Here is a 19,857-nt window from a genome sequence, read left to right as displayed (position 1 = left end):
CGAGAGCACACCATGAACCTCGACTTCGGCATCACCGACCTGTCCGGCACCTTCAGCGTCACGGACGTGGTCCTCGCACTCTCGCTGGCCTTCGTGACCAGCCTCGTGGTGGCCTGGACCTACCGCTCCACGCACCGCAACATCTCCTACAGCCAGAGCTACGTCCACACCCTGGTGATCCTGGGCATGCTCGTCGCCCTGATCATGCTGGTGGTCGGCTCCAACATCGCCCGGGCGTTCGCCCTGGTCGGGGCGTTGTCCGTGGTCCGCTTCCGCAACGCGATCAAGGAGACCCGCGACGTCGGGTTCATCTTCCTGGTCATGGGCGTGGGGATGGCCTGCGGAACCCGCTTCTACACGCTGGCGGTCATCGCCACCCTGGTCATCTGCGCGGTCATCGTGCTCATGCACCGCTTCAACTGGTTCGCACTGAACGTCCAGCGCCAGGTGGTCAAGGTGCAGGTCCCCGCGGACGGCACCGACTACGAGCCCGCGGTCGACGACGTCCTCGTCCGGTGCACCGACGAGTACGAGCTGATCAGTACGGAGACCGTGCGCGGCGGCGCCCTGATCGAGCTGGCCTACACGGCGCGCCTGAAGAAGGGTGTCCGTGCGGGTGACGTGATCGAGCGGCTGCGCGCGTTCAACTCCGGCCAGAAGGCCACCGTCCTGACCGGATACGACCAGACGGACCTGTGATCGCGATGGCCGACGACGTGAGAGCCCTCCGCAGGAGGCAGAGCCGGTTCCGGCACCGGATCCCCGTACGCGTCCGCCAGCACGGGAGGTCCGCGGCGGCCGTGCTCGTGGCCCTGGCCGTCCTCGTCCTGGCCTTCGGCGGGGCGAGGGTCCGTCCCTACGTCACGTCCGAGCTGGCCTCGGCGGACACCGTGACCAGCGACATCGAGGGCACCGCGGACCTGTTCGGCGGCGGGGGGCACAGCATCGAGGTGACCTTCGACGAGACCGAGTACGAGGAGATGCTGGAGACCTTCCGCGAGGAGGGCGAGAAGGAGTACGTCCGGGCGGACGTCGTCATCGACGGGACCGCGGTCACCGACGTCGGGCTCCGGCTCAAGGGCAACTCGACCCTGATGAGCCTGCGCCGGGACGGCGGCGACGGTGAGGGGGCGGGGGAGGGCGCGGACACCGGTCGGGGCGGTGGGACGAACATGATCAGCCTGTCCGACGACCGGCCCGAGACACTCCCCTGGCTGATCAGCTTCGACGAGTTCGCCGAGGGCCGCGCCTACCAGGGGCACACCGAGATCGCGCTGCGCCCGGCGACCTCGACGTCGGACACCGCGCTCAACGAGGCCCTGGCCCTGGAGCTGACGGCCGCTGACGGGCAGACCACGCAGGACTACTCGTTCACCTCCGTCACGGTCAACGGCGGGGAGTCGGCGGTCCGCATCCTCCTGGACGCGCCCGACGCCGTGTGGGCGGACTCCCTCGGCGAGGGTGTCCTCTACAAGGGCAGGGCCGAGGGGTCCCTGGAGTACCTGGGCGATGACCCCACCGACTACGAGGACGCCTTCAAGCAGATCAACGACGAGGGAGGGTACGACCTCCAGCCGGTCATGGACCTGTTGGAGTTCGTCGCCGAGGCGGACGACGAGGAGTTCGCCCGGGAACTCGACACCCGCCTGGACACCGCGGCCTTCGCCCGCTACCTGGCCCTCCAGGACCTCATCTCCAACGGAGACGCCATGGACGGCCCGGGCAACAACTACTACCTCTGGTACGACACCGAGGAGGAACGGTTCACCGTGCTGTCCTGGGACCTGAACCTGGCCTTCTCGGGGATGGGCATGGGGCCCGGCGCGGGGCGGGCCGCGGAGGACGGTACGGGTGGGGCCGCAGGAGAGCGGACGCCCGGGGGCGGGCAGGTGCCCCAGGGGATGTCCCCGCCCGAGGGGACGGAGATGCCCGGGGGCGGGCAGATGCCCGAGGGGATGGAGCCGCCCGAAGGCACGGAGATGCCCGAGGGGATGGAGCCGCCCGGCGGTATGGGCGGTCGCGGCAGCGGCGAACTCAAGGAGCGGTTCCTGGCCGACGCCGACTTCGAGGCGCTCTACCAGCAGGCCTACACGGAGCTGTACGAGGGCCTGATCGCGAGCGGTACCGCCGACGCGCTGCTGGAGGACATCGTGGCCGGGGCCGAGGCCGCGGGGGACGAGGGCGCGGCCGAGGAGGGCGAACGGCTGGCGGAGTCGGTCGCCGCGGTCGCGCAGACCCCGCAGGACTCCGCGACCGGGGCCGCACCGGATCCGGGTACGGCCGCCGGGGACTGAGGTCCCGGCCGCCGTACCCGGAACGCCGCCGCGTGCCGGCCGCCTCCGTGTCGGGCGGAGGCGGCCGGCGCGCAGCCGGTTCAGGCGACGACCTCACGTGGCCGTGCCGGGCGGACGCGCCGTGACCGCAGCCCGGACTCCTTGGCGGCGAGCCGCTCGGCCAGGAAGGCGTTCCAGCGGTCGATGACGGGCTCCATGGCATAGGAGGCGGCCGACCGGAGCGCCTCCTCCCCCATACGCATCCGCTCGTCCCGGTTCTCGACCAGGCGCAGCAGACCGGCGGCGAGCGCGTCCACGTCCTGGTCGGGGACGAGCAGGCCGTTGCGTCCGTCCTCGATGATCTCCCCCGGTCCGTGCGGGCAGTCGAAACTGACCGCGGGGACGCCCACCGAGAATCCCTCGATGATCGTCATCCCGAACCCCTCCACGCGGGAGCTGACCGCCAGTAGCGAGGCCTTCGCCAGCTCCCCGGTGAGGTCCCTGGTCCGGCCCATCAGCGTGACCTGGTTGCTCAGTCCCAGCTCGACGATCTTCCTGCGCAGCTGCTTGTCCAGCTTCCCGCCGCCGTAGATGCGCAGCCGCCACTCGGGGTGCTTGCGCGCGACGACCGCGAACGCCTCCATGAGCTTGGGGTACTGCTTGACGGGCGCCATGCGTCCCGCCCCCACGATGATCGGGTTGTCCTGCGTCGACCGGGGGTAGTCGCGGGTGGGCAGGGGGTTGGGCACCGCGGCCAGCCACTCCGGTGCGGCGCCGAGCAGGTCGCGGTAGGCCGACCGGTCCGCCTCCGTCAGGACGGTCATCCCGTCGAGCCGGGGATAGACGTGCGCGATGGCCTCGCGCAGCTCGTCGGCGTGGTCCGCCAGGTTGACGTGCTCCTGGCCGATGGCGAGGACACGGTCCGGCGCCCACCGGGAGAGGAGGAGGTTGAGGCCGGGGCGGGTGCCGATGACGACGTCGGCCCGGGTCTCCCGCAGGTAGCGGCGGAGCGCGGACAGCGACCGGGCGGTGAAGACGCTCGCCCGCCCGGCCTCCGTCCCGGTGACGAGCTGGGGGATGGAGTTCCCGCGGTAGCGGAGCTCGGCCAGGCCGGGCAGCCCGAACGGGGTTTTCTCGGCGGCGTCCCCGGTGGTGGACAGGCCGCGCAGCTCCACCCCCTCGGGGAGGGTGAAGAACGGGGCGTCGGTGTGCCGCACCAGGCTGACGATCTCCACCTCGTGGTGGGCGGACAGCCCCTCGGCGAGGTTGTAGACGGTGCGTACCGTTCCGCCCATCGCGTAGCCGTTGGCGATGAGGAAGGCGATTCTCACGCGGAGGCACCCTTCCGCTCGGTCGCCAGGAGGGAGAACTCGTCCCTGACGGTGTAGTAGGGCCGGATCCGTACGGCGGTGCTCCCGTTACCGCCGTACCCGTCCATGTCCACCCCGGCGAAGACGACCTTGCCCTTCTTGCCGACGACGTCGTCGGCGTGTGAGGCGAGGCGCAGTTCCTCCCCGCCGTCGGGTCCCCTGAACCACAGGTCCCACTCGTTGTGCCTGCGCTCGGGCTCGTGCGCGTTCGCGACCGGCTCCAGCGGGATCGCGCAGCGGAACGCGTCGCCGTCGAGCGCGGCGGAAGCGGTCACGACACCGGCGAGGCCGCGCTGACGGGCGACGACCTCGCCCGTCGCGGCGCCGCCCCCGCCGGAGGTGTAGGCGAGAAAGCCCGAGACGGTGACTGTGTCGGCGCCGACCTCCACCCACTCCACCTCCGCGTACGGGGTGACGCTGGCCGTCACGAGCCGCAACCGTCCGGCGGGGTCGCGGATCGTGCGCATGTCGCGTGTGCGCTGTCGGCGGACGTAGTCGAACCTGTCGTTGAGGCTGAGCCCGGAGTCGCGGGTCAGGACCGGGACCGGGCGCCCCGAACGGTCGATCGACACCACGTCCCAGGTCCCGTCCTCCAACGGGAGGCCGGCCAGTCGGGCGCGGAGGAACCTGCCCTCCCGCTCGACCTCCGGGACCGGGACCGCCTCGTCGTCCGTCTCGCTCCGCAGCAGGGCCAGACCGCCCCCGGTGTCCTCCTCCTCGGCCGGGAGCCGCAGCTCCAGCACGTCCGCGGCGTCGATCCGACTGAGTTCCGCGTGCAATGGTCCTCCCCAAGAATCTCGGCGGGCCCGCAGGGTGACGGCACCCTGCGGGCGTCCCACACCGCTGTGGCTCACTCCCGGAGAGCGGGGATGGAGTGATGCATGGCAATAGTGGCAAATGGGATGTTTTGTTTACCTAAGCGTTCTATTGCTGTTAACCCAGCCATCGGTTCCGTCCGGAGCCGACCTTCTTCGGGGCCACTGCCCTGAGCAGGGCATTCTCCGGAGCGGTGGCACGGAGGCCCCGAGTGCTCACCGACCGTTCGGTCAGTTCATGTGCTTCGAGCTGCGAAAAAGCCCACCCCGGTCAAAAAGTGGATTGCGTCACATGGGATGGTGTCCTGGGACTCGTCCGGTGCACGCCGGACACGGGTCCGACGGCCAGACCCGGCCCCGAGCGGGCCGGTTGAGAGCAAACGGAGTTCCCCCATGGCATCTTCCGACCCCCAGGTCGCACCAACGGGCCTCGCCACCGAACAGCGTGAGAGACGCCGCGTCCTCGCCGGAACGATGGTCGGCACCACCATCGAGTGGTACGACTTCTTCATCTACGCGCAGGCGGCCGGTATCGTCCTCGCCCCGCTGTTCCTCGCCCCGCTGTCCGAGGCCAACCCCGGAACCGCCCAGGTCCTGTCCTTCGCCACCATCGGCATCTCGTTCCTCTTCCGCCCCCTGGGCGCCGTCGTCGCGGGGTTCCTCGGCGACCGGCTCGGCCGGAAGCGGGTCCTGGTCGGCACCCTGGTGATGATGGGCCTGTCCACCTGCCTCATCGGTGTGCTGCCCACCTACGCGCAGGTGGGTGTGGTCGCCCCCGTCCTGCTCATCACCCTGCGCGTCCTCCAGGGGTTCTCCGCGGGCGGTGAGTGGGGCGGCGCCGCACTCATGTCGGTCGAGCACGCGCCGGCCACCAGGCGGGGGCTCTTCGGCGCCTACCCGCAGATCGGCGTGCCCTGCGGGATGATCCTCGCGACCTTCGTGGTCTGGCTGATCACCGCGGTCATCGGCGCCGACGCCTTCGCGGAGTGGGGCTGGCGCATCCCCTTCCTCCTGTCCTTCCTGCTCATCATCGTCGGCCACCTGATCCGCAAGTCCGTCGAGGAGTCCCCCGTCTTCCGGTCGATGCGGGAGCTCAGCGCCACCGCGGCCACCCCGCTGCGTCGGCTCTTCCGGGACAACACCCGCGAGGTGGTCCTGTCCGCCCTGATCTTCCTGGCCAACAACGCCGCCGGGTACCTGGTCATCGCCTTCATCGCCACCTACGCGTCCCGCCCCGAGTCGGAGCTCGGCCTGGGGATGGAGCGCGGTCCCGTGCTGCTGGCGACCGTGCTGGCCTCGTTCGGCTGGCTCGTGTCCACCCTGTACGGCGGGTGGCTCAGCGACCGGATCGGCCGGGTGCGCACCTTCCAGATCGGCTACGTCATGCTGGCGGTCTGGTCGGTGCCGATGTGGCTGCTCATCGACACGCGGAGCATCGTCGTCTACGCCGCCGCGGTCTTCGTGTTCACTCTCGGCATGGGTCTGAGCTACGGGCCGCAGGCGGCGCTGTACGCGGAGATGTTCCCCGCCGCGATCCGTTACTCGGGCGTCTCGATCGGCTACGCGGTGGGCGCGATCATCGGCGGCGCGTTCGCCCCGATGATCGCGGAGCTGCTGCTGGAGCGGTTCCACGCCTCGTGGACCATCGGCGCCTACATCGTGGTGGCCTCGGTGATCTCCCTCGTCGCGGTGTCACTCGTCAGGGAGCCCAAGGGCGTCGACCTGCACGTGGGCGACCAGACGCCGGAGTGAGACGGTCCGCCCCCGGGACGGGGCGGCGGCCGCGGGACGGCCGCCGCCCCGTCGTCATGTCGACTGGTCGCCATGTCGCTGCGTCGCCATGTCGTGGTCTCGCCATGTCGTCTTCCGCCCGCGTCCGCCCGCAGCCCCGGAACAGGCGTCCGACGCGTGATGTTTCACGTGGAACCGGAGTGCGCGGCGCTCCCGCACGGAGAGGACCGATGATGCGGTTCCACCGACCCGGACTGCCGTCCGACCTGCCGACGCCGACCGACCTGTGGGCCAGGGTCGGGGCGCTCGCGGTGGTGTGCGCGGGCGGTACCGACGAGCCGAGGGAGTGCGAGGCGGTCGACGGCGCCCTGGTGGTCGACAGCGGGGGCGACGGATTCCGCCTGGCCCTGGTCGAGGGCGGGCGGGCCGCTCTGGTCGGCGACGACCACGAGAGTTCTCCTGCGGGCGGGCGCCGACGCCCCGTGGACCCGTTCGAGGGCGCCCCCGACTGGCTTCCGTGGGACTGGTTGGGCCGTGCGTGCCCGACCGGGGCGGACTTCGCCTACTGGTGGGACGGGCAGTGGTCACGGGTGGCCTACCCCGACGACTGGGACGACGACGGACTGGCGGGCGCCGTCGGCTGGTTCGCCGACCGGGAGGCCACCGTCGACGAGATCGCCGACCTGGTGGCCGAACTCTCCGACGGGCGGACGGGCCGCGACCCGGTCCGCGGCCTCGTGTGTCGGGCTGAGGCGCGGACCGTCGACGCGGCGACCGTGGCCGCCGTGCTCGCCGCGGTGGACGGCGCCGACCCGGACCGCGCCCTGGACACCGCCCGGTTCCTGGGGCTGACCGGAGGCGGGGCCCCCGAACTCGCCGCCGGCCGGGGCGGTCCCGCCTCGGGCGGGTTTTCACCGGTCGGGGCGGACGAGTGGGGGCTGCTCGTCGGTGACGCCATGCGTTCCGGGGCGGAACGGCCCCGGCCCGAACCCGATCCCGCCGCGGCCGCCGCCCTCGTCGACCGGATCCGAAGCCGTGTGCTGGACGGGGACGACGCGTGTGTGCTCGTGTTCGGCGCCCTCCGCCCCTGGACCCTGGCGCGGGAGGGCGGCGGAGAGCCGCCCGCGCCCACCGGCGTCCCGGGGCTGATGCTGCGGTTGCGGGAGGCCGAGGCCGACCCGGAACACGGCCGGTGGCTGTTCCTCCGGGCGACCGTCACCCGGGACGGGGCGCGCCTGGAGCGCGCCCACGACCACTGGCCCTCCTGGGGCGCGGGTGACCCCACGGGCATGGTGGCGGACCTGGCCGGTCTGCGCGCGGAGATGGCGGACCGCTCACCGCGATGGCGCCCCGCCTGGGCGGATCTGCTGGACGAGCGGGCGCTCCTTGCGCCCCCGTGGCCCGGGCCGCCCGGGACGCCCAGCGTCCCGCCCCTCCGGCTGGGGCCGGGCGAACGCGCGGCGCTCATCGACGACGTCGCCGCCCTCCTGGGCGGGTCCGTGGAGGGGGAGTGGTCGCGGCTCACACTCGTCTACCGGGCCCTGGTCGGCTACGCGGGCGGGACACTGACGGTGTCCGGGCCGGAGGGGGAGCGCCGGACCGGCCCGCCGCCCGGGGTGCGCCCGGCGATGGCCGCCCTGCGGTCGGCCTCCTACGCGCCGGGGCGGGGCACGTGGTTCCGGGTGGAACTCGCGCTGGAGCGCTCCTCCGGCTGGCGGATCACCTACGACCGCGACGGTGAGCCGGACTTCGCCCTTCCGCCACCGGCCCTCAGCTACGCGCTGGACGCGCGGTACTTCCCCAGGGATCCGGTGCACACGCCGCCCTGGCTGGGCGAACGCCTGCGCGCCGCCCGGGACCGAGGTGGCCGTACCGCGGTCGCCGACAGCATCGCCCGGGACTCCGACGCGCCGCGGGCCTGACGGCCACGGGTGCGCCCCGGGCGCTCAGGCGTCGCGGACCTGGTCCTCGCGGGTGATGACCGGAGGCTGCACGGACCAGGGGAAGTTGATCCACCGGTCGGTGTGCCGCCACACGTACTCGCACTTGACGAGGGACTGGGGCTTCTCGTAGATCACCGCGCTGCGCACGTCGGCGACGTGCTCGGCGCAGAAGTCGTGCACGAGCTTGAGCGTCTTGCCGGTGTCGGCGACGTCGTCGGCGACCAGCACCCTCTTGCTGCTCAGGTCCACGACGTTGGGCACCGGCGGCAGTACGACGGGCATGTCGAGCGTGGTGCCCACGCCCGTGTAGAACTCGACGTTCATCACGTGGAGGTTCTTGACGTCGAGCGCGTACCCCAGGCCGCCCGCGACGAACAGCCCCCCGCGCGCGATCGACAGGATGATGTCCGGCTCGAATCCGTCGTCGGCGATGGTCTGCGCCAGCTCGCGCATCGCGGTGCCGAAGAGTTCGTAGGTCAGGTTCTCGCGCTCGTCGCTCACGGGTCTCCCCCTGCGTCCCGGTCGGGTGGATGGTGCCGGGGTCCGCGCAGGTGGGGCCGCCACGGCACCGACCCACCCTACGCCGCACGCATCACCGCCTCTCATGGGAAGTGACCCCGGCCACTCGTCCACCAGGCCTGGTGCTCCAGGTCACATGTCTGGACGAAATGCTCACAAAATGGGTCATCTCTCTGACATCTTCTTGAGTTTTTCCGTGCACTGGCGAACATATGGCCACAAAGACCACCATGTCTCTGTACACCTCACCCCGAGCCTGGAGGTTGGAGCATGGCTGGTGGCCAGGACCTTCTCCCCTCCGAGCAGCCGCTGCGGCTGCTCGACGAGACCGGGCGCCGCGTGACCGGCGCGGCCCTGCCGTTCCCCGACACGGACCGCCTCCTCGACGCGTACGCCTCCCTGGTGGTCGGCCGCCGCGTCAACGACCAGGCCGGGGCCCTCGTCCGCCAGGGGCGCCTGGCCGTCTACCCCTCCTCACACGGGCAGGAGGCCTGCCAGACCGGCGCCGCCCTCGCCCTGGCCGACGGCGACTGGCTCTTCCCCACCTACCGCGACACCGCCGCGGTCATCGCGCGCGGCGTGGACCCGGTCGAGGTCCTCACCCTCCTCAAGGGCGACTGGCACGCGGGGTACGACCCCTACGCCCACCGGGTCGCCCCACAGGCCACCCCGCTGGCCACCCAGCTCCTGCACGCCGTCGGCGTCGCCCACGCGGCCCGCCTGCGCGGCGAGGACACCGTCGTCATGGCGCTGTGCGGGGACGGCGCCACCAGCGAGGGCGACTTCCACGAGGCGCTCAACTTCGCCGCGGTCTTCAGGACGCCCGTCGTCTTCTTCGTGCAGAACAACGAGTACGCGATCTCGGTCCCCCTGGCCCGGCAGACCGCCGCCCCCTCCCTCGCCCACAAGGGCGTCGGGTACGGCGTGCCCGGTCACCGGGTGGACGGCAACGACGCCGCCGCCGTCCTCTCCGTCCTCGACCGGGCGGTCGCCGCGGCCCGCTCCGGGGAGGGGCCCCAGTTGGTCGAGGCGCACACCTACCGGATGCAGGCGCACACCAACGCCGACGACGCCTCCCGCTACCGCAGCGACGAGGAGGTCGACCCGTGGGTGGCCCGCGACCCGCTGCTGCGGATGGAGGCGTTCCTGAAGCGCAAGCGGGTGCTCACCAGGGCACGACAGGCGCAGATCACCGAGCACGCCGAGGCCGTGGCCGCGGCCATGCGCGAGGGATTGGCCGAGGACACCGACCCCGAGCCCGCCGAGCTGTTCGCCCACGTGTTCTCCTCCCCCACCCCCCAGCTGGCCGAACAGGCCGCCTTCCTGGCCGACGAACTGAGCAGAGAGGGCCACTGACATGGCGACGGACCCCACCAAGCTCACCATGGCCCAGGCGCTCAACCGGGCGCTGCGCGACGCCATGGCCGAGGACGAGACCGTGTACGTCTTCGGTGAGGACGTCGGCCCGCTCGGCGGCGTCTTCCGGATCACCGACGGCCTGACCGCCGAGTTCGGCGAACAGCGCTGCTTCGACACCCCGCTCGCCGAGTCCGGCATCGTGGGCATGGCCGTGGGCATGGCGATGAACGGGATGCGCCCGGTGGTCGAGATGCAGTTCGACGCCTTCGCCTACCCGGCCTTCGAACAGATCGCCAGCCACGTCGCCAAGACCCGCAACCGCACCCGGGGCCGGGTCGGGCTGCCGATGGTCATCCGGGTCCCCTACGCGGGCGGGATCGGCGGTGTCGAGCACCACTGCGACTCCTCCGAGGCCTACTACGCGCACACACCCGGCCTGACCGTGGTCGCCCCGTCCACGGTCGCCGACGCCTACACCCTCCTCCGCGAGGCCATCGCCTCCCCGGACCCGGTGGTCTTCCTCGAACCGAAGAAGCTGTACTGGGGCAAGGAGGAGGTCGACCTCACCGTGCCCGAACCGGGCATCGGCACCGCCGTCGTCCGCCGCCCCGGCACCGACGCGACCCTCATCGCCTACGGCCCCTCGGTGCCCACCGCGCTGGAGGCCGCGGAGGCCGCCGCGCAGGAGGGCCGCAGCCTCCAGGTGGTCGACGTGCGCTCGCTCGTCCCGTTCGACGACGCGACCGTGTGCGAGGCGGTGCGCTCCACCGGCCGGGCGGTCGTGGTCGCCGAGGCGAGCGGGTACGCCAGCGTCGCCTCCGAGATCACCGCCCGGGTGACCGAGCGCTGCTTCCACTCGCTGGCCGCGCCGGTCCGCCGCGTCACCGGTTTCGACATCCCCTACCCGCCGCCGAAGCTGGAGCGCTTCCAGCTGCCCAGCGTGGACCGCATCCTGGACGCCGTCGACGACCTCCAGTGGGAGGACCAGTGAGTATCCGGACCTTCGACCTTCCCGACCTCGGCGAGGGCCTCACCGAGGCCGAGGTGGTGCGCTGGCTGGTCGCCGTCGGCGACACCGTGGCCGTGGACGCGCCCGTGGCCGAGGTGGAGACCGCGAAGTCGATCGTGGAGGTGCCGTCGCCGTTCGCCGGGACGGTCAGCGAGCTGCACGGCGAGGAGGGTGCCGTCCTCGCCGTGGGCACCCCGCTGATCAGCGTGGACGACGGTGTGGCGGCCGAGGCCGCGGCGCCCTCGCCGGAGACCGCCCCGGAGGCGGCGGCCGGGGCCTCGCCGGAGGGTGAGCGCTACCGGGAGGAGGAACGCGCCGGGACCGGTTCGGGCAACGTACTCATCGGCTACGGGACCCCCGAGCAGCAGGCGACCGGGCGCCGCCGCAGGCCGCGCAACCGCCCGCCCGGTCGGCCGGCCTCCCCGTCCGCCCCAGCTCCGGTGTCCGCCGCGCGACCGCCGCTGGTGACCTCACCGCTGGTCCGCCAGATGGCGCGCGAGGCCGGGCTGGCGATCTCCTCGGTCGCCGGCAGCGGCCCCGGCGGGCTGATCACCCGGGCCGACGTGCGCGCCGCGATCGAGGCGGCCGCCGCCGCGGCCACCCCGCCTCCGGCCGCCCCGGCCCCGTCGGCTCCCGCCGTCCCCGCCGGGAACGGCGCCACCGACCCGCGCACCGGACTGGCCGAGTCCCGGCGCGTCCCGATGAGCGGTTTCCGCAGGGCCGTCGCCGACTCCCTGTCCCGCAGCCGCAGGGAGATCCCCGAGGCCACCGTCTGGGTCGACGTCGACGCCACCGAACTGGTCCGTCTGCGCCGGTCCGACCCCGAGGGGCCCGGCCTGCTCTCCTACGTGGCGCGCTTCGTCCTCGCGGGACTGCGCGCCCACCCCGAGCTCAACGGCCTGGTCGACACCGAACGCGGCGAACTGGTCCAGTACGACGGCGTGAACCTGGGCCTGGCCGTCCAGAGCGACCGGGGCCTGGTCGCGCCCGCCGTCCTGGGCGCGCACCGGATGACCACGGCCGAACTCGACGGGGAGATCCGGCGGCTCACCGCCGCCGCCCGCGAGGGGAGGGCCACCCCGGCGGAGATGACCGGCGGAACGTTCACCCTGAACAACTACGGTTCGCTGCGGGTGGACGGCAGCGCCGCGATCATCAACCACCCGCAGGTCGCCATCCTCGGGCTGGGGCGGATCATGGACCGGCCGTGGATCGTGGACGGCGAGCTGACCGCCCGCAAGATCACCCAGCTGTCCTTCGCCTTCGACCACCGCGTGTGCGACGGCGGCACGGCGGCGGGCTTCATGCGCGTGGTCGCCGACGCCATGGAGAACCCCGCGAGGGCCATCGCCCGCCTGTAGCGCGGGCACCGACCGAGCGCCCCGGGGAGTCGGCACCCCGGGGCGCTCCTGTGCCGGCTGGTGGAGACATGGTGACGAGGCGTCCTGTCGACGTGTCGACCCGCCGTTCGTACGGGGCCGTCCACACGGCCCCAACCGCCGCGCCGGTCCGCTCACCCCCGCGGCGGGTCGCCGTCGCGCACGACCTCCAGGTACTCGGAGATCGCGTCCCTGTTCCTGGACAGGCACGCGATGCGCTGGTCCATACGGTCGCGCTCGTGTTCGAGCAGCGCGATCATCTCCGGGGTGGCGTCGGGGAAGTGGATGGCTCTGGGCCGGTCCAGGCACGGGAGGATCTGACGGATCAGCCGGGTGGGGAGCCCGGCGTCGAGCAGTCCCCTGATCTGGAGGACGCGGTCCACGAGCCGGGGGTCGTAGTCGCGGTAGCCGTTGGGCAGGCGCCGGGGCCGGATCAGGTCCTGTTCCTCGTAGTACCTGAGCAGCCGCCGCGGGGTGTGGGTCCGTTCGGACAGCTCACCGATGCGCACGTGTGCGACCTCACTCTCCGCCGGATTGACCTTCACATCAATGTGAGGGTCTGAGCATACGCGGTATGCGAAGCGACACCACCCCCACCGCGGGGTCCCGGACCCCGGCGCAGGGCGACCGCCTCCCCCTGGCCGCCCTGCTGGCCCTGGCCACCACCGTCTTCATCACCGCCCTCACCGAGACCCTGCCCGCCGGGGTGCTGCCCGCGATGGGCGCCGACCTCGCCGTCAGCGAGGCCGCCATGGGCCAGTCCGTGACGGTCTACGCGCTCGGCACGGCGCTCACGGCGATCCCGCTGACCGCGGCCACGGCGCGATGGCCGCGCAAACGGCTGCTGCTGACGGCCGTCGTGGCGTTCGCGCTCGCCAACACCGTCACGGCGGCCTCCACCGACTACCTCCTCACCATGGCGGCCCGGTTCACCGCCGGGGTGGCCGCCGGACTGGCCTGGGCGATGCTGGCGGGCTACGCGCGCCGCATGGTGCCCGACCACCTTCAGGGCAGGGCGATCGCGCTCGTCATGGCGGGCATCCCGGTCGCGCTGTCCCTGGGCGTGCCCGCGGGTACGTTCCTCGGCGCCGTCGCGGGCTGGCGGCTGGCCTTCGCCCTGATGACCGTGCTCACCGTCGTCCTCGTCGGGTGGATCCTCGCCCTCGTCCCCGACCGGCCCGGCCGGGAACCGGGCGCCCGGACCCCCGTGGCGCGTACCCTCGCCCTCCCCGGGGTGGTGCCGGTCCTGTTCGTCACCCTGGTCTTCGTGCTCGCGCACACCATCCTCTACACCTACGTGGCCGCGTTCCTGGGCGGTGTCGGCCTGGGCGACTCCGTCGACCTCGTCCTGCTCCTGTTCGGCGCGTCCTCACTCGTGGGCATCTGGGCCGTCGGCGCGCACATCGACCGCAGGCCGCGCGCGCTCACCGTGGCCAGCGTCCTCCTGGTCGCCGCCGCAGCCACCGTTCTGGCGGCCCTGTCCGGCGGGGCCGTGCCGGTGTACGCCGCCGTGGTGCTGTGGGGGCTGGGCTGGGGCGGCGTCCCCACCCTCCTCCAGACCGCGGTGGCCGACGCGGGCGGCGAGGCCGCCGACACCGCGCAGTCCATGCTCGTCACCCTGTGGAACGTGGCGATGGCGGGCGGTGGAGTGGCGGGTGGCGTGCTGCTCGCCCGTCTCGGACCGCTGGCCCTGCCGTGGAGCCTGCCGGTACTCCTGGCCCCGGTGCTGGTCGTGGTGCTGGCCGCCCGCGCCCACGGGTTTCCCGCCCGGCGCGCCGGCGCGGGAGGCTGACCCCGGCGGTGCCCGAAGGCGGCGGCGCCCCGCCACCGTGGAGACACGGTGGCGGGGCGCCCTGTCGACATGCCGATCCGGCTACACGTCTACTCGTCGCCCTTGGCGACCAGGGTGAGCACGTCGTAGGTGGCGACCGGCTCGTCGCGCTCGTTCGTGACCAGCGCGTCCCAGCGGACCTCGCCGTAGTCGGCGTTCGAGCGCGGGGTGATCTGCTTGGCGGTCAACTGGACGCTGATGGTCTCCCCCTCCTTGACCGGGGTGAGGAAGCGCAGGTTGTCCACGCCGAAGTTGGCCAGCACCGGGCCCGGGTCCGGGTCGACGAACAGCCCTGCCGCCAGCGAGACCACCAGGTAGCCGTGGGCCACGATCCCGCCGAACAGCGGGTTGGCCGCGGCCGCCTCCTCGTCGGTGTGCGCGTAGAAGGTGTCCCCGGTGAACTCCGCGAAGTGGTCGATGTCCTTCCGGGTGACCGTCCGCTCGGCGGAGGAGATCGTGTCGCCGATCCGCAGCTCCGCGAGGTTCTTCCGGAACGGGTGCACCTGCCCGACGTCACGCCTGGAACCGGTGGTCCAGTGCCCGGTGATCGCGGTCGCCATGTCCGGCGAGGCCTGGATCGCCGTGCGCTGCATGTGGTGCTTGACGCCGCGCACGCCGCCCATCTCCTCGCCGCCGCCCGCGCGGCCCGGGCCGCCGTGCACCAGCATCGGCAGCGGAGAACCGTGCCCGGTGGACTCCTTGGCGTCGTCGCGGTCGAGCACGAGGATCCGGCCGTGCCACGGGGCCAGCCCGAGCACGACCTCACGCGCCACGTCGGGGTCGTGCGTGACGACCGAACCGACCAGGCTGCCCGTGCCGCGCGCGGCCAGTTCCACCGCCTCGGCCACCCCGTCGTAGGTGATCACGGTGCTGACGGGGCCGAACGCCTCCACCTCGTGCGGCTCGGCGGCGTCGGGGCGGGCGCGCAGCAGGATCGGCGACATGAACGCGCCCGCCTCGGCGTCCGCGCCCACGACCTCGACCTGGTCCGGGTCGCCGTGCACGACGTCGGCGGAGGCGAGCAGCGCCCGGACCGCCTTGCGCACCTCGGCCCGCTGGTCGAGCGTGGCCAGCGGGCCCATCCGCACGTCCTCGCGGTCGGCGGCGCCGACCACCACCGCGGAGAGGCGGTCGGAGACGGCCTCGGTGACGGCGTCGGCCATCGGCTCGGGGACGATCACCCGGCGGATGGCGGTGCACTTCTGCCCCGCCTTGACCGTCATCTCCGTGACGACCTGCTTGACGAACAGGTCGAACTCGGGGTCCTCGACCCGGACGTCCGGACCGAGGATCGAGCAGTTCAGCGAGTCGGCCTCGACGTTGAGTTGGACCCCGCCGCGCACGACGTTCGGGTGCTCGCGCAGCAGGGCGCCGGTCGCGGCGGAGCCGGTGAAGCCCACGATGTCCTGCGGGCCGAGGTTGTCGAGCAGCCCCCGGTGCGTGCCCACCAGGAGCTGGAGGGAGCCCTCCGGCAGCAGCCCGGACTCGACCATGCGGCGTACGACCGCCTCGGTCAGGTAGGCCGTCTGGCCCGCCGGCTTGACGATGCTGGGCATCCCGGCGAGGAAGGCGGGCGCGAGCTTCTCCAGCATGCCCCAGACGGGGAAGTTGAAGGCGTTGATCTGCACGGCCACACCCGGACGGGAGGTGTAGACGTGCTGACCGACGAAGGTGCCCTTCCGGCCCAGCGGCTCCAGGGGGCCGTCGAGGATGACCGTCGAGTTGGGCAGCTCGCGCCGCCCCTTGCTGGAGAAACTGAAGAGCGTGCCGAAGCCGCCGTCGACGTCGACCATCGTGTCGCGCCTCGTGGCGCCGGTGCGGTGGGACAGTGCGTGGAACTCGTCCTTGTGCCCGGTGAGGTACGTGGCGATTTCCTTGAGGATGAGCGCGCGCTGGTGGAACGTGAGCGCGCGCAGGGCGGGCCCGCCCACGCGGCGCGCGTGGTCGACCATCGCGGCGACGTCGGGTCCGTTGGCCGAGATCCGCGCGACGGTCTCCCCCGTGTTCGCGTCGGCCAGCGGCGCACCCTCGTCCGCGGGGGTGAACCACGATCCCAGTGCGTAGCTCTCCAGTGTGTGGGACACCTGACGGTCCTCTCCTCGGGCTGTGCGTCTCTCGGCACAGTATTACAGACCGATCGTTCAGTAAATAGCCCCTGGTGAGATGGTGTCCGAACCCGGTTCGCCCGGGGTTTTCGGACACGCGGCCCGTGTCACCGAACCGGGAGCAAGGCGCCCAAACGATGTGTCATTTTGTCGACATATCGACTTTCCGACCTGTGCCCGGGGCCCGGCGCCGGGACGGTCACCTGGTCAGCGACATGACGCGGACGCCCGGCAGCTCCCCCAGCAGCGGCCCCGGCACCAGCAGTTTGGACCGGCGGAGCCCGCTCCCCACGACCACGTCCGGTGTGTCGGCGACGGCCTCGTCCACGAGCAGCGGCCACCCCTCCGGCAGGCCGAGCGGGGTGATGCCGCCGTACTCCATACCGGTCAGCCCGGTGGCCTCCTCCATCGGGGCGAAGGAGATCTTGCGGGCGTCCAGGTGGCGGCGGACCGTCCCGTTGACGTCGGCGCGCTGGGTCGCGAGCACCACGCACGCCGCGTACGTCACCGCGCCGCCGCGCCTGGCCGCCAGCACGACGCAGTTGGCACTCGCCTCCAGAGGGACCCCGTAACGCTCACAGAACGCGGCGGTGTCCGCCAGGTCGGGGTCGATGGCGGCCACCCGGACCCGTTCCGCCAGGCCCTGGGCCGCCGCGCGCACCGGTGCGGCCAGCAGGTCCGGGTGGTCGTCGGGCGTCGTCCAGTCGATGCGGCCGAGCATGGTCGCTCCTTCGGGGTGTGCGGCAGGTCCGGCGCCATGATCCCGCACTCCGGTCCCCGGGGATCAGCCGTGTCGGCGGGTGACCGCCAGCGCCAGGTCGGCCAGCCCCTCGGCCCGGTAGCCGGGCCACCCGTGCACGGCGGACACGTACTCCCCCGGGATCGCCCCGGCACCCCACCGGGCGCCGAGCAGCGCACCGGCGATCGCCGCCACGGTGTCGGTGTCGTCCCCGGCCCGGACCGCCGCCCGCAGCGCGGGCGTGAACCCGTCCGGCTCGTGCACGACCGCGGACCACGCGGCCTGGAGGGCGCGGACGACGAACCCGTTGCCGCCGAACGCGTGCGGAGGCCGCTCCCCGGCCTCGTCCAACCACCCCGACCACGTGTCGCGCCGGTCCTCCGGCAGCAGGCCCACACCCGCGCGGACGCCGTCCAGGTCGCCGTGGACCACCGCGTGGCGCACCCCCTCGCACCACAGGACGCAGGCCTCCCCCGCCAGCGGGTCACCGTGGGTGAGGTCGCTGTACCGGCGTGCCGCCGCGGCCAGACCCCGGGGATCGTCGAGGTAGGCCAGAGCCAGCGGTCCCGTGCGCATCAGGGAGCCGTTCCCGGCGCTCGGCACACCCGCCGCGTGCAGTTCCGCCGCGCCCTCCGCCATGACCCGGGCGACGTCGTCGGCCCTCCACGCGTGCGCGGCCGCGCCCAGGACCCGCGCGGTCTGGTTGCCGATGTCGCTGGCCCCCTCGGCACGCCACCTCAGGAACGCCCGCGCGGTCGCGGCCAGCGCCTCCGGTGCGAGGGGGTCGTCGTGGTCGCGCAGGGTCTGCGCGACGCAGACCGCCATCTGGGTGTCGTCGGAGTACTCGCCCGGAGCGTAGGGGCCGAGCCCGCCGCCGACCATCTCGGGGACGAGGTCGGCGGGCAGCGGCGGCCCGAACTCGTAGGGCACGCCCAGGGCGTCACCGCAGGCGGCGCCGAGCAGGGCGCCGACGGCGCGGTCGTCGGGTGTTCCGGGGTGAGGAAGGGACACGGTGGCCTCGCAGGGGTGACAGGGGGTGTTCGGACCCGAGCCTAGTGCGTTGGCCGTGTCCGGATCCGGCCTGGTAGGGAATGATCAGTGGGGCTTCGTCCGCATAGAATCCCCTCGTGACCCCATCCCCGGACTCCCTCACCGGCACCGTGCTGCACGAACGTTTCGTCCTCGGTCCGATCCTGGACGCCGACGCGGCGGGAAGCACCCACGAGGCGCGGGATCTGACCGAGGACCGGATCGTGACCGTCAGCCTCCTGCACCCGCGACTCGCGGCCGACCCGGCCGCCGAGAAGGCCTTCCTGGACCGGGCCGGGGCGCTCGCCGCGCTGCCCCACCCCGGCCTGGCCCGGATCCTCGGCCAGGGGCGCGACGGGGAGTACGTCTACGCCGTCACCGAGCGCGTCGACGGGACGTCCGTCGCCGAGGTGCTCTCCGGATACGGGCCGCGTGCCGGATACGATCCGCACACCGCGCTGTCCATCGTCGCGGACGCCCTCTCCGTGGTGCGGGCGCTCCACGGAGCGGGCCTCGTCCACGGTGCCCTGGACGCGGACCAGGTGGTCGTGGACGGCTCCGGCGGCGTCCGGGTCACGTGCCTTCCGAAGCTGCTGGGCGCCCGGGGCGGGGCCGTCGTCGACACCCGGTCGGACGTGTACGCCGCCGGGGCCCTGCTGCACGTCCTCATGACCAACGTGAGCACGGCACAGGACGACCGCCCGCTGCACCCGTCCTCGGTCGTTCCCGGGGTGCCGCCGGACCTGGACATGCTGGTGGCCAACGCCACCGACCCCCATCCCCGCTACCGGCCCAGGGACGCGGGTCAGCTCCTCGCCCTGGTCGAGCGGGTGCTGCGGGCCATGTCCGGGGGCGGTCGGGCCGCCGACCCGGAGACCGCGGCGCCCACCGCGGGGGAGGCCGAGACAGCCCCGTTCGCCGCACCGGTGCTCGACCCGGACCCGGACACCGGTCCGGTGGCCCCGGACCCCGGTGCGCCGGAGGAGGGGGTCGCGCCGTGGCGCCGTCTCCCGGTCCTGGCCGGTGCGGGGATACTCGCGACGGTCCTGGTCGCGGCCGTGGTCTGGGCTCTGCTCCCGGAGACCGGCGAAGAGACGGGAACGGGGGGTTCCGATCTGCCCTCCCCCACCCGGTCCGCGTCGGAGGACGCTCCGGAGCCGTCCCCCTCGGCCGACCCCGACGGTGCCGGCACCGACGCCGCCGCGGTCGTCCCCTCCCTGGTCGGCATGGACCGGGCGGAGGCGGTCGCCGCCCTGGCGGAACTCGGTCTGGAGGCGCGGATCGTCGAGGAGGCCAGTGACACGGCGCCCGCCGACACCGTCGTCGAGCAGGGCGTCCCGACCGGGGAACCCGCCCCCGAGGACGGCGTCGTGACGCTCACCGTCTCCACCGGCCCCGCCGAGGACGAATCACCGGACACAGGATCCGATGAGGACGACACGGCGGACCCCGACCCCGAACCCGACACCGGAACCGGAACGGGCGGTGGCTCCGACGGCCCTGGGCGAGGCAACGGGAACGGCAACGGTCTGGGCAACGGGAACGGCAACCCCTAGACGGTGTGGTCCGGCTCCTCCGCCGCGCTCCGCCCGCCCGGCGCCCGCCCCGCCCACCAACGGACGCCCACGGCGCGGCTCCTCCTCCGGCGGAGCCCGCCGCTCGTCCCCCGCCGGGCGGCTCGCCCCGTCGCGCACCACGCCGCCGGCGCCGGAACGACACCGCCTCGGGTGACCGTTCCGGAAAGCGGTGCCCAGC

Annotated in this window: 16 protein-coding genes; 9 read left to right on the top strand and 7 right to left on the bottom strand. The window is 73.0% G+C overall.

Features of this window, described 5'->3' with window-relative positions; all coding sequences use genetic code 11:
* The first annotated feature begins 12 nt into the window (after positions 1–12).
* Both ACTVAJ_RS16355 and ACTVAJ_RS16350 read left to right on the top strand, forming a co-directional pair.
* Positions 13–699 carry a DUF4956 domain-containing protein gene (locus tag ACTVAJ_RS16355; RefSeq protein ID WP_470389026.1) on the top strand — a complete coding sequence of 229 codons (687 nt, stop codon included), beginning with the start codon at positions 13–15 and terminating at the stop codon, positions 697–699.
* Between the two features lie 5 nt (positions 700–704).
* Positions 705–2,294, top strand: a complete 1,590-nt coding sequence (locus ACTVAJ_RS16350; protein ID WP_470389025.1) for a CotH kinase family protein — start codon at positions 705–707, stop codon at positions 2,292–2,294.
* An 80-nt stretch (positions 2,295–2,374) separates the two neighbouring features.
* Here the strand turns inward: ACTVAJ_RS16350 and ACTVAJ_RS16345 are convergent, their stop codons facing one another.
* Together ACTVAJ_RS16345 and ACTVAJ_RS16340 are read right to left on the bottom strand one after the other, a co-directional pair.
* Positions 2,375–3,604, bottom strand: a complete 1,230-nt coding sequence (locus ACTVAJ_RS16345) for a glycosyltransferase family 4 protein (protein WP_470389024.1) — start codon at positions 3,602–3,604, stop codon at positions 2,375–2,377.
* Entirely contained in the window at positions 3,601–4,422 is an 822-nt protein-coding gene (locus ACTVAJ_RS16340; RefSeq protein WP_470389023.1) for a hypothetical protein, read from the bottom strand. The genes ACTVAJ_RS16345 and ACTVAJ_RS16340 overlap by 4 nt, the downstream gene beginning before the upstream one ends.
* Before the next feature lie 429 nt (positions 4,423–4,851).
* Between ACTVAJ_RS16340 and ACTVAJ_RS16335 the strand changes: the two genes are divergently transcribed.
* Together ACTVAJ_RS16335 and ACTVAJ_RS16330 are read left to right on the top strand one after the other, a co-directional pair.
* Positions 4,852–6,210 (top strand): MFS transporter, encoded by a 1,359-nt coding sequence (locus ACTVAJ_RS16335; protein ID WP_470389022.1) that lies wholly within the window; start codon positions 4,852–4,854, stop codon positions 6,208–6,210.
* Between the two features lie 209 nt (positions 6,211–6,419).
* Positions 6,420–8,111, top strand: coding sequence for a hypothetical protein (locus tag ACTVAJ_RS16330; RefSeq protein ID WP_470389021.1), 1,692 nt, complete (start codon positions 6,420–6,422; stop codon positions 8,109–8,111).
* A gap of 24 nt (positions 8,112–8,135) precedes the next feature.
* Here ACTVAJ_RS16330 and ACTVAJ_RS16325 read toward each other — a convergent pair whose 3' ends face one another.
* Positions 8,136–8,633 carry a phosphoribosyltransferase gene (locus ACTVAJ_RS16325; protein WP_470389020.1) on the bottom strand — a complete coding sequence of 166 codons (498 nt, stop codon included), beginning with the start codon at positions 8,631–8,633 and terminating at the stop codon, positions 8,136–8,138.
* Between the two features lie 288 nt (positions 8,634–8,921).
* Here ACTVAJ_RS16325 and pdhA point away from each other — a divergent pair, with 288 nt between their 5' ends.
* From pdhA to ACTVAJ_RS16310, 3 genes are read left to right on the top strand one after another with little or no spacing between them, the layout of a single operon-like run.
* Positions 8,922–10,007: a pyruvate dehydrogenase (acetyl-transferring) E1 component subunit alpha gene (gene pdhA, locus ACTVAJ_RS16320; protein ID WP_470389019.1), complete on the top strand. Its 1,086-nt coding sequence runs from the start codon at positions 8,922–8,924 to the stop codon at positions 10,005–10,007.
* Between the two features lies 1 nt (position 10,008).
* A complete protein-coding gene (locus tag ACTVAJ_RS16315; protein ID WP_470389018.1) occupies positions 10,009–11,001 on the top strand; it encodes an alpha-ketoacid dehydrogenase subunit beta in 993 nt (330 codons plus the stop codon).
* Positions 10,998–12,380, top strand: coding sequence for a dihydrolipoamide acetyltransferase family protein (locus ACTVAJ_RS16310; RefSeq protein WP_470389017.1), 1,383 nt, complete (start codon positions 10,998–11,000; stop codon positions 12,378–12,380). Before ACTVAJ_RS16315 ends, ACTVAJ_RS16310 begins: the two co-directional genes overlap by 4 nt.
* Positions 12,381–12,532: 152 nt before the next feature.
* Here the strand turns inward: ACTVAJ_RS16310 and ACTVAJ_RS16305 are convergent, their stop codons facing one another.
* Complete coding sequence (locus tag ACTVAJ_RS16305; RefSeq protein WP_470389016.1) at positions 12,533–12,907, bottom strand: MerR family transcriptional regulator; 375 nt, start codon at positions 12,905–12,907, stop codon at positions 12,533–12,535.
* Between the two features lie 65 nt (positions 12,908–12,972).
* On the opposite strand from ACTVAJ_RS16305, the gene ACTVAJ_RS16300 reads away from it, so the two are divergent.
* A complete protein-coding gene (locus ACTVAJ_RS16300; protein WP_470389015.1) occupies positions 12,973–14,190 on the top strand; it encodes an MFS transporter in 1,218 nt (405 codons plus the stop codon).
* Positions 14,191–14,279: 89 nt separating this feature from the next.
* Here ACTVAJ_RS16300 and paaZ read toward each other — a convergent pair whose 3' ends face one another.
* The 3 genes from paaZ to ACTVAJ_RS16285 form a co-directional block, all read right to left on the bottom strand.
* Positions 14,280–16,313, bottom strand: coding sequence for a phenylacetic acid degradation bifunctional protein PaaZ (paaZ, locus tag ACTVAJ_RS16295; RefSeq protein WP_470389014.1), 2,034 nt, complete (start codon positions 16,311–16,313; stop codon positions 14,280–14,282).
* Between the two features lie 220 nt (positions 16,314–16,533).
* A complete protein-coding gene (locus ACTVAJ_RS16290; protein WP_470389013.1) occupies positions 16,534–17,055 on the bottom strand; it encodes a YbaK/EbsC family protein in 522 nt (173 codons plus the stop codon).
* 63 nt (positions 17,056–17,118) lie between these two features.
* A complete protein-coding gene (locus tag ACTVAJ_RS16285; RefSeq protein WP_470389012.1) occupies positions 17,119–18,084 on the bottom strand; it encodes an ADP-ribosylglycohydrolase family protein in 966 nt (321 codons plus the stop codon).
* Between the two features lie 116 nt (positions 18,085–18,200).
* On the opposite strand from ACTVAJ_RS16285, the gene ACTVAJ_RS16280 reads away from it, so the two are divergent.
* Positions 18,201–19,658: a PASTA domain-containing protein gene (locus tag ACTVAJ_RS16280; protein ID WP_470389011.1), complete on the top strand. Its 1,458-nt coding sequence runs from the start codon at positions 18,201–18,203 to the stop codon at positions 19,656–19,658.
* The last annotated feature ends 199 nt before the right edge of the window (positions 19,659–19,857 follow it).

It is taken from the genome of Nocardiopsis sp. KDC1DS13DA1, from assembly GCF_055632325.1.
The sequence above is the reverse complement of the archived record's forward strand: the minus strand, read 5'-3'. Positions and strand labels throughout refer to the sequence as shown.

Excerpts from the sequence above, each read along its gene's own strand:
- ACTVAJ_RS16290 (WP_470389013.1), bottom strand. The coding sequence starts at position 17,055 with ATGCTCGGCCGCATCGACTGGACGACGCCCGACGACCACCCGGACCTG.
- ACTVAJ_RS16330 (WP_470389021.1), top strand. The coding sequence starts at position 6,420 with ATGATGCGGTTCCACCGACCCGGACTGCCGTCCGACCTGCCGACGCCG.
- ACTVAJ_RS16350 (WP_470389025.1), top strand. The coding sequence starts at position 705 with ATGGCCGACGACGTGAGAGCCCTCCGCAGGAGGCAGAGCCGGTTCCGG.
- pdhA (WP_470389019.1), top strand. The coding sequence starts at position 8,922 with ATGGCTGGTGGCCAGGACCTTCTCCCCTCCGAGCAGCCGCTGCGGCTG.
- ACTVAJ_RS16300 (WP_470389015.1), top strand. The coding sequence starts at position 12,973 with ATGCGAAGCGACACCACCCCCACCGCGGGGTCCCGGACCCCGGCGCAG.
- ACTVAJ_RS16315 (WP_470389018.1), top strand. The coding sequence starts at position 10,009 with ATGGCGACGGACCCCACCAAGCTCACCATGGCCCAGGCGCTCAACCGG.
- ACTVAJ_RS16335 (WP_470389022.1), top strand. The coding sequence starts at position 4,852 with ATGGCATCTTCCGACCCCCAGGTCGCACCAACGGGCCTCGCCACCGAA.
- ACTVAJ_RS16355 (WP_470389026.1), top strand. The coding sequence starts at position 13 with ATGAACCTCGACTTCGGCATCACCGACCTGTCCGGCACCTTCAGCGTC.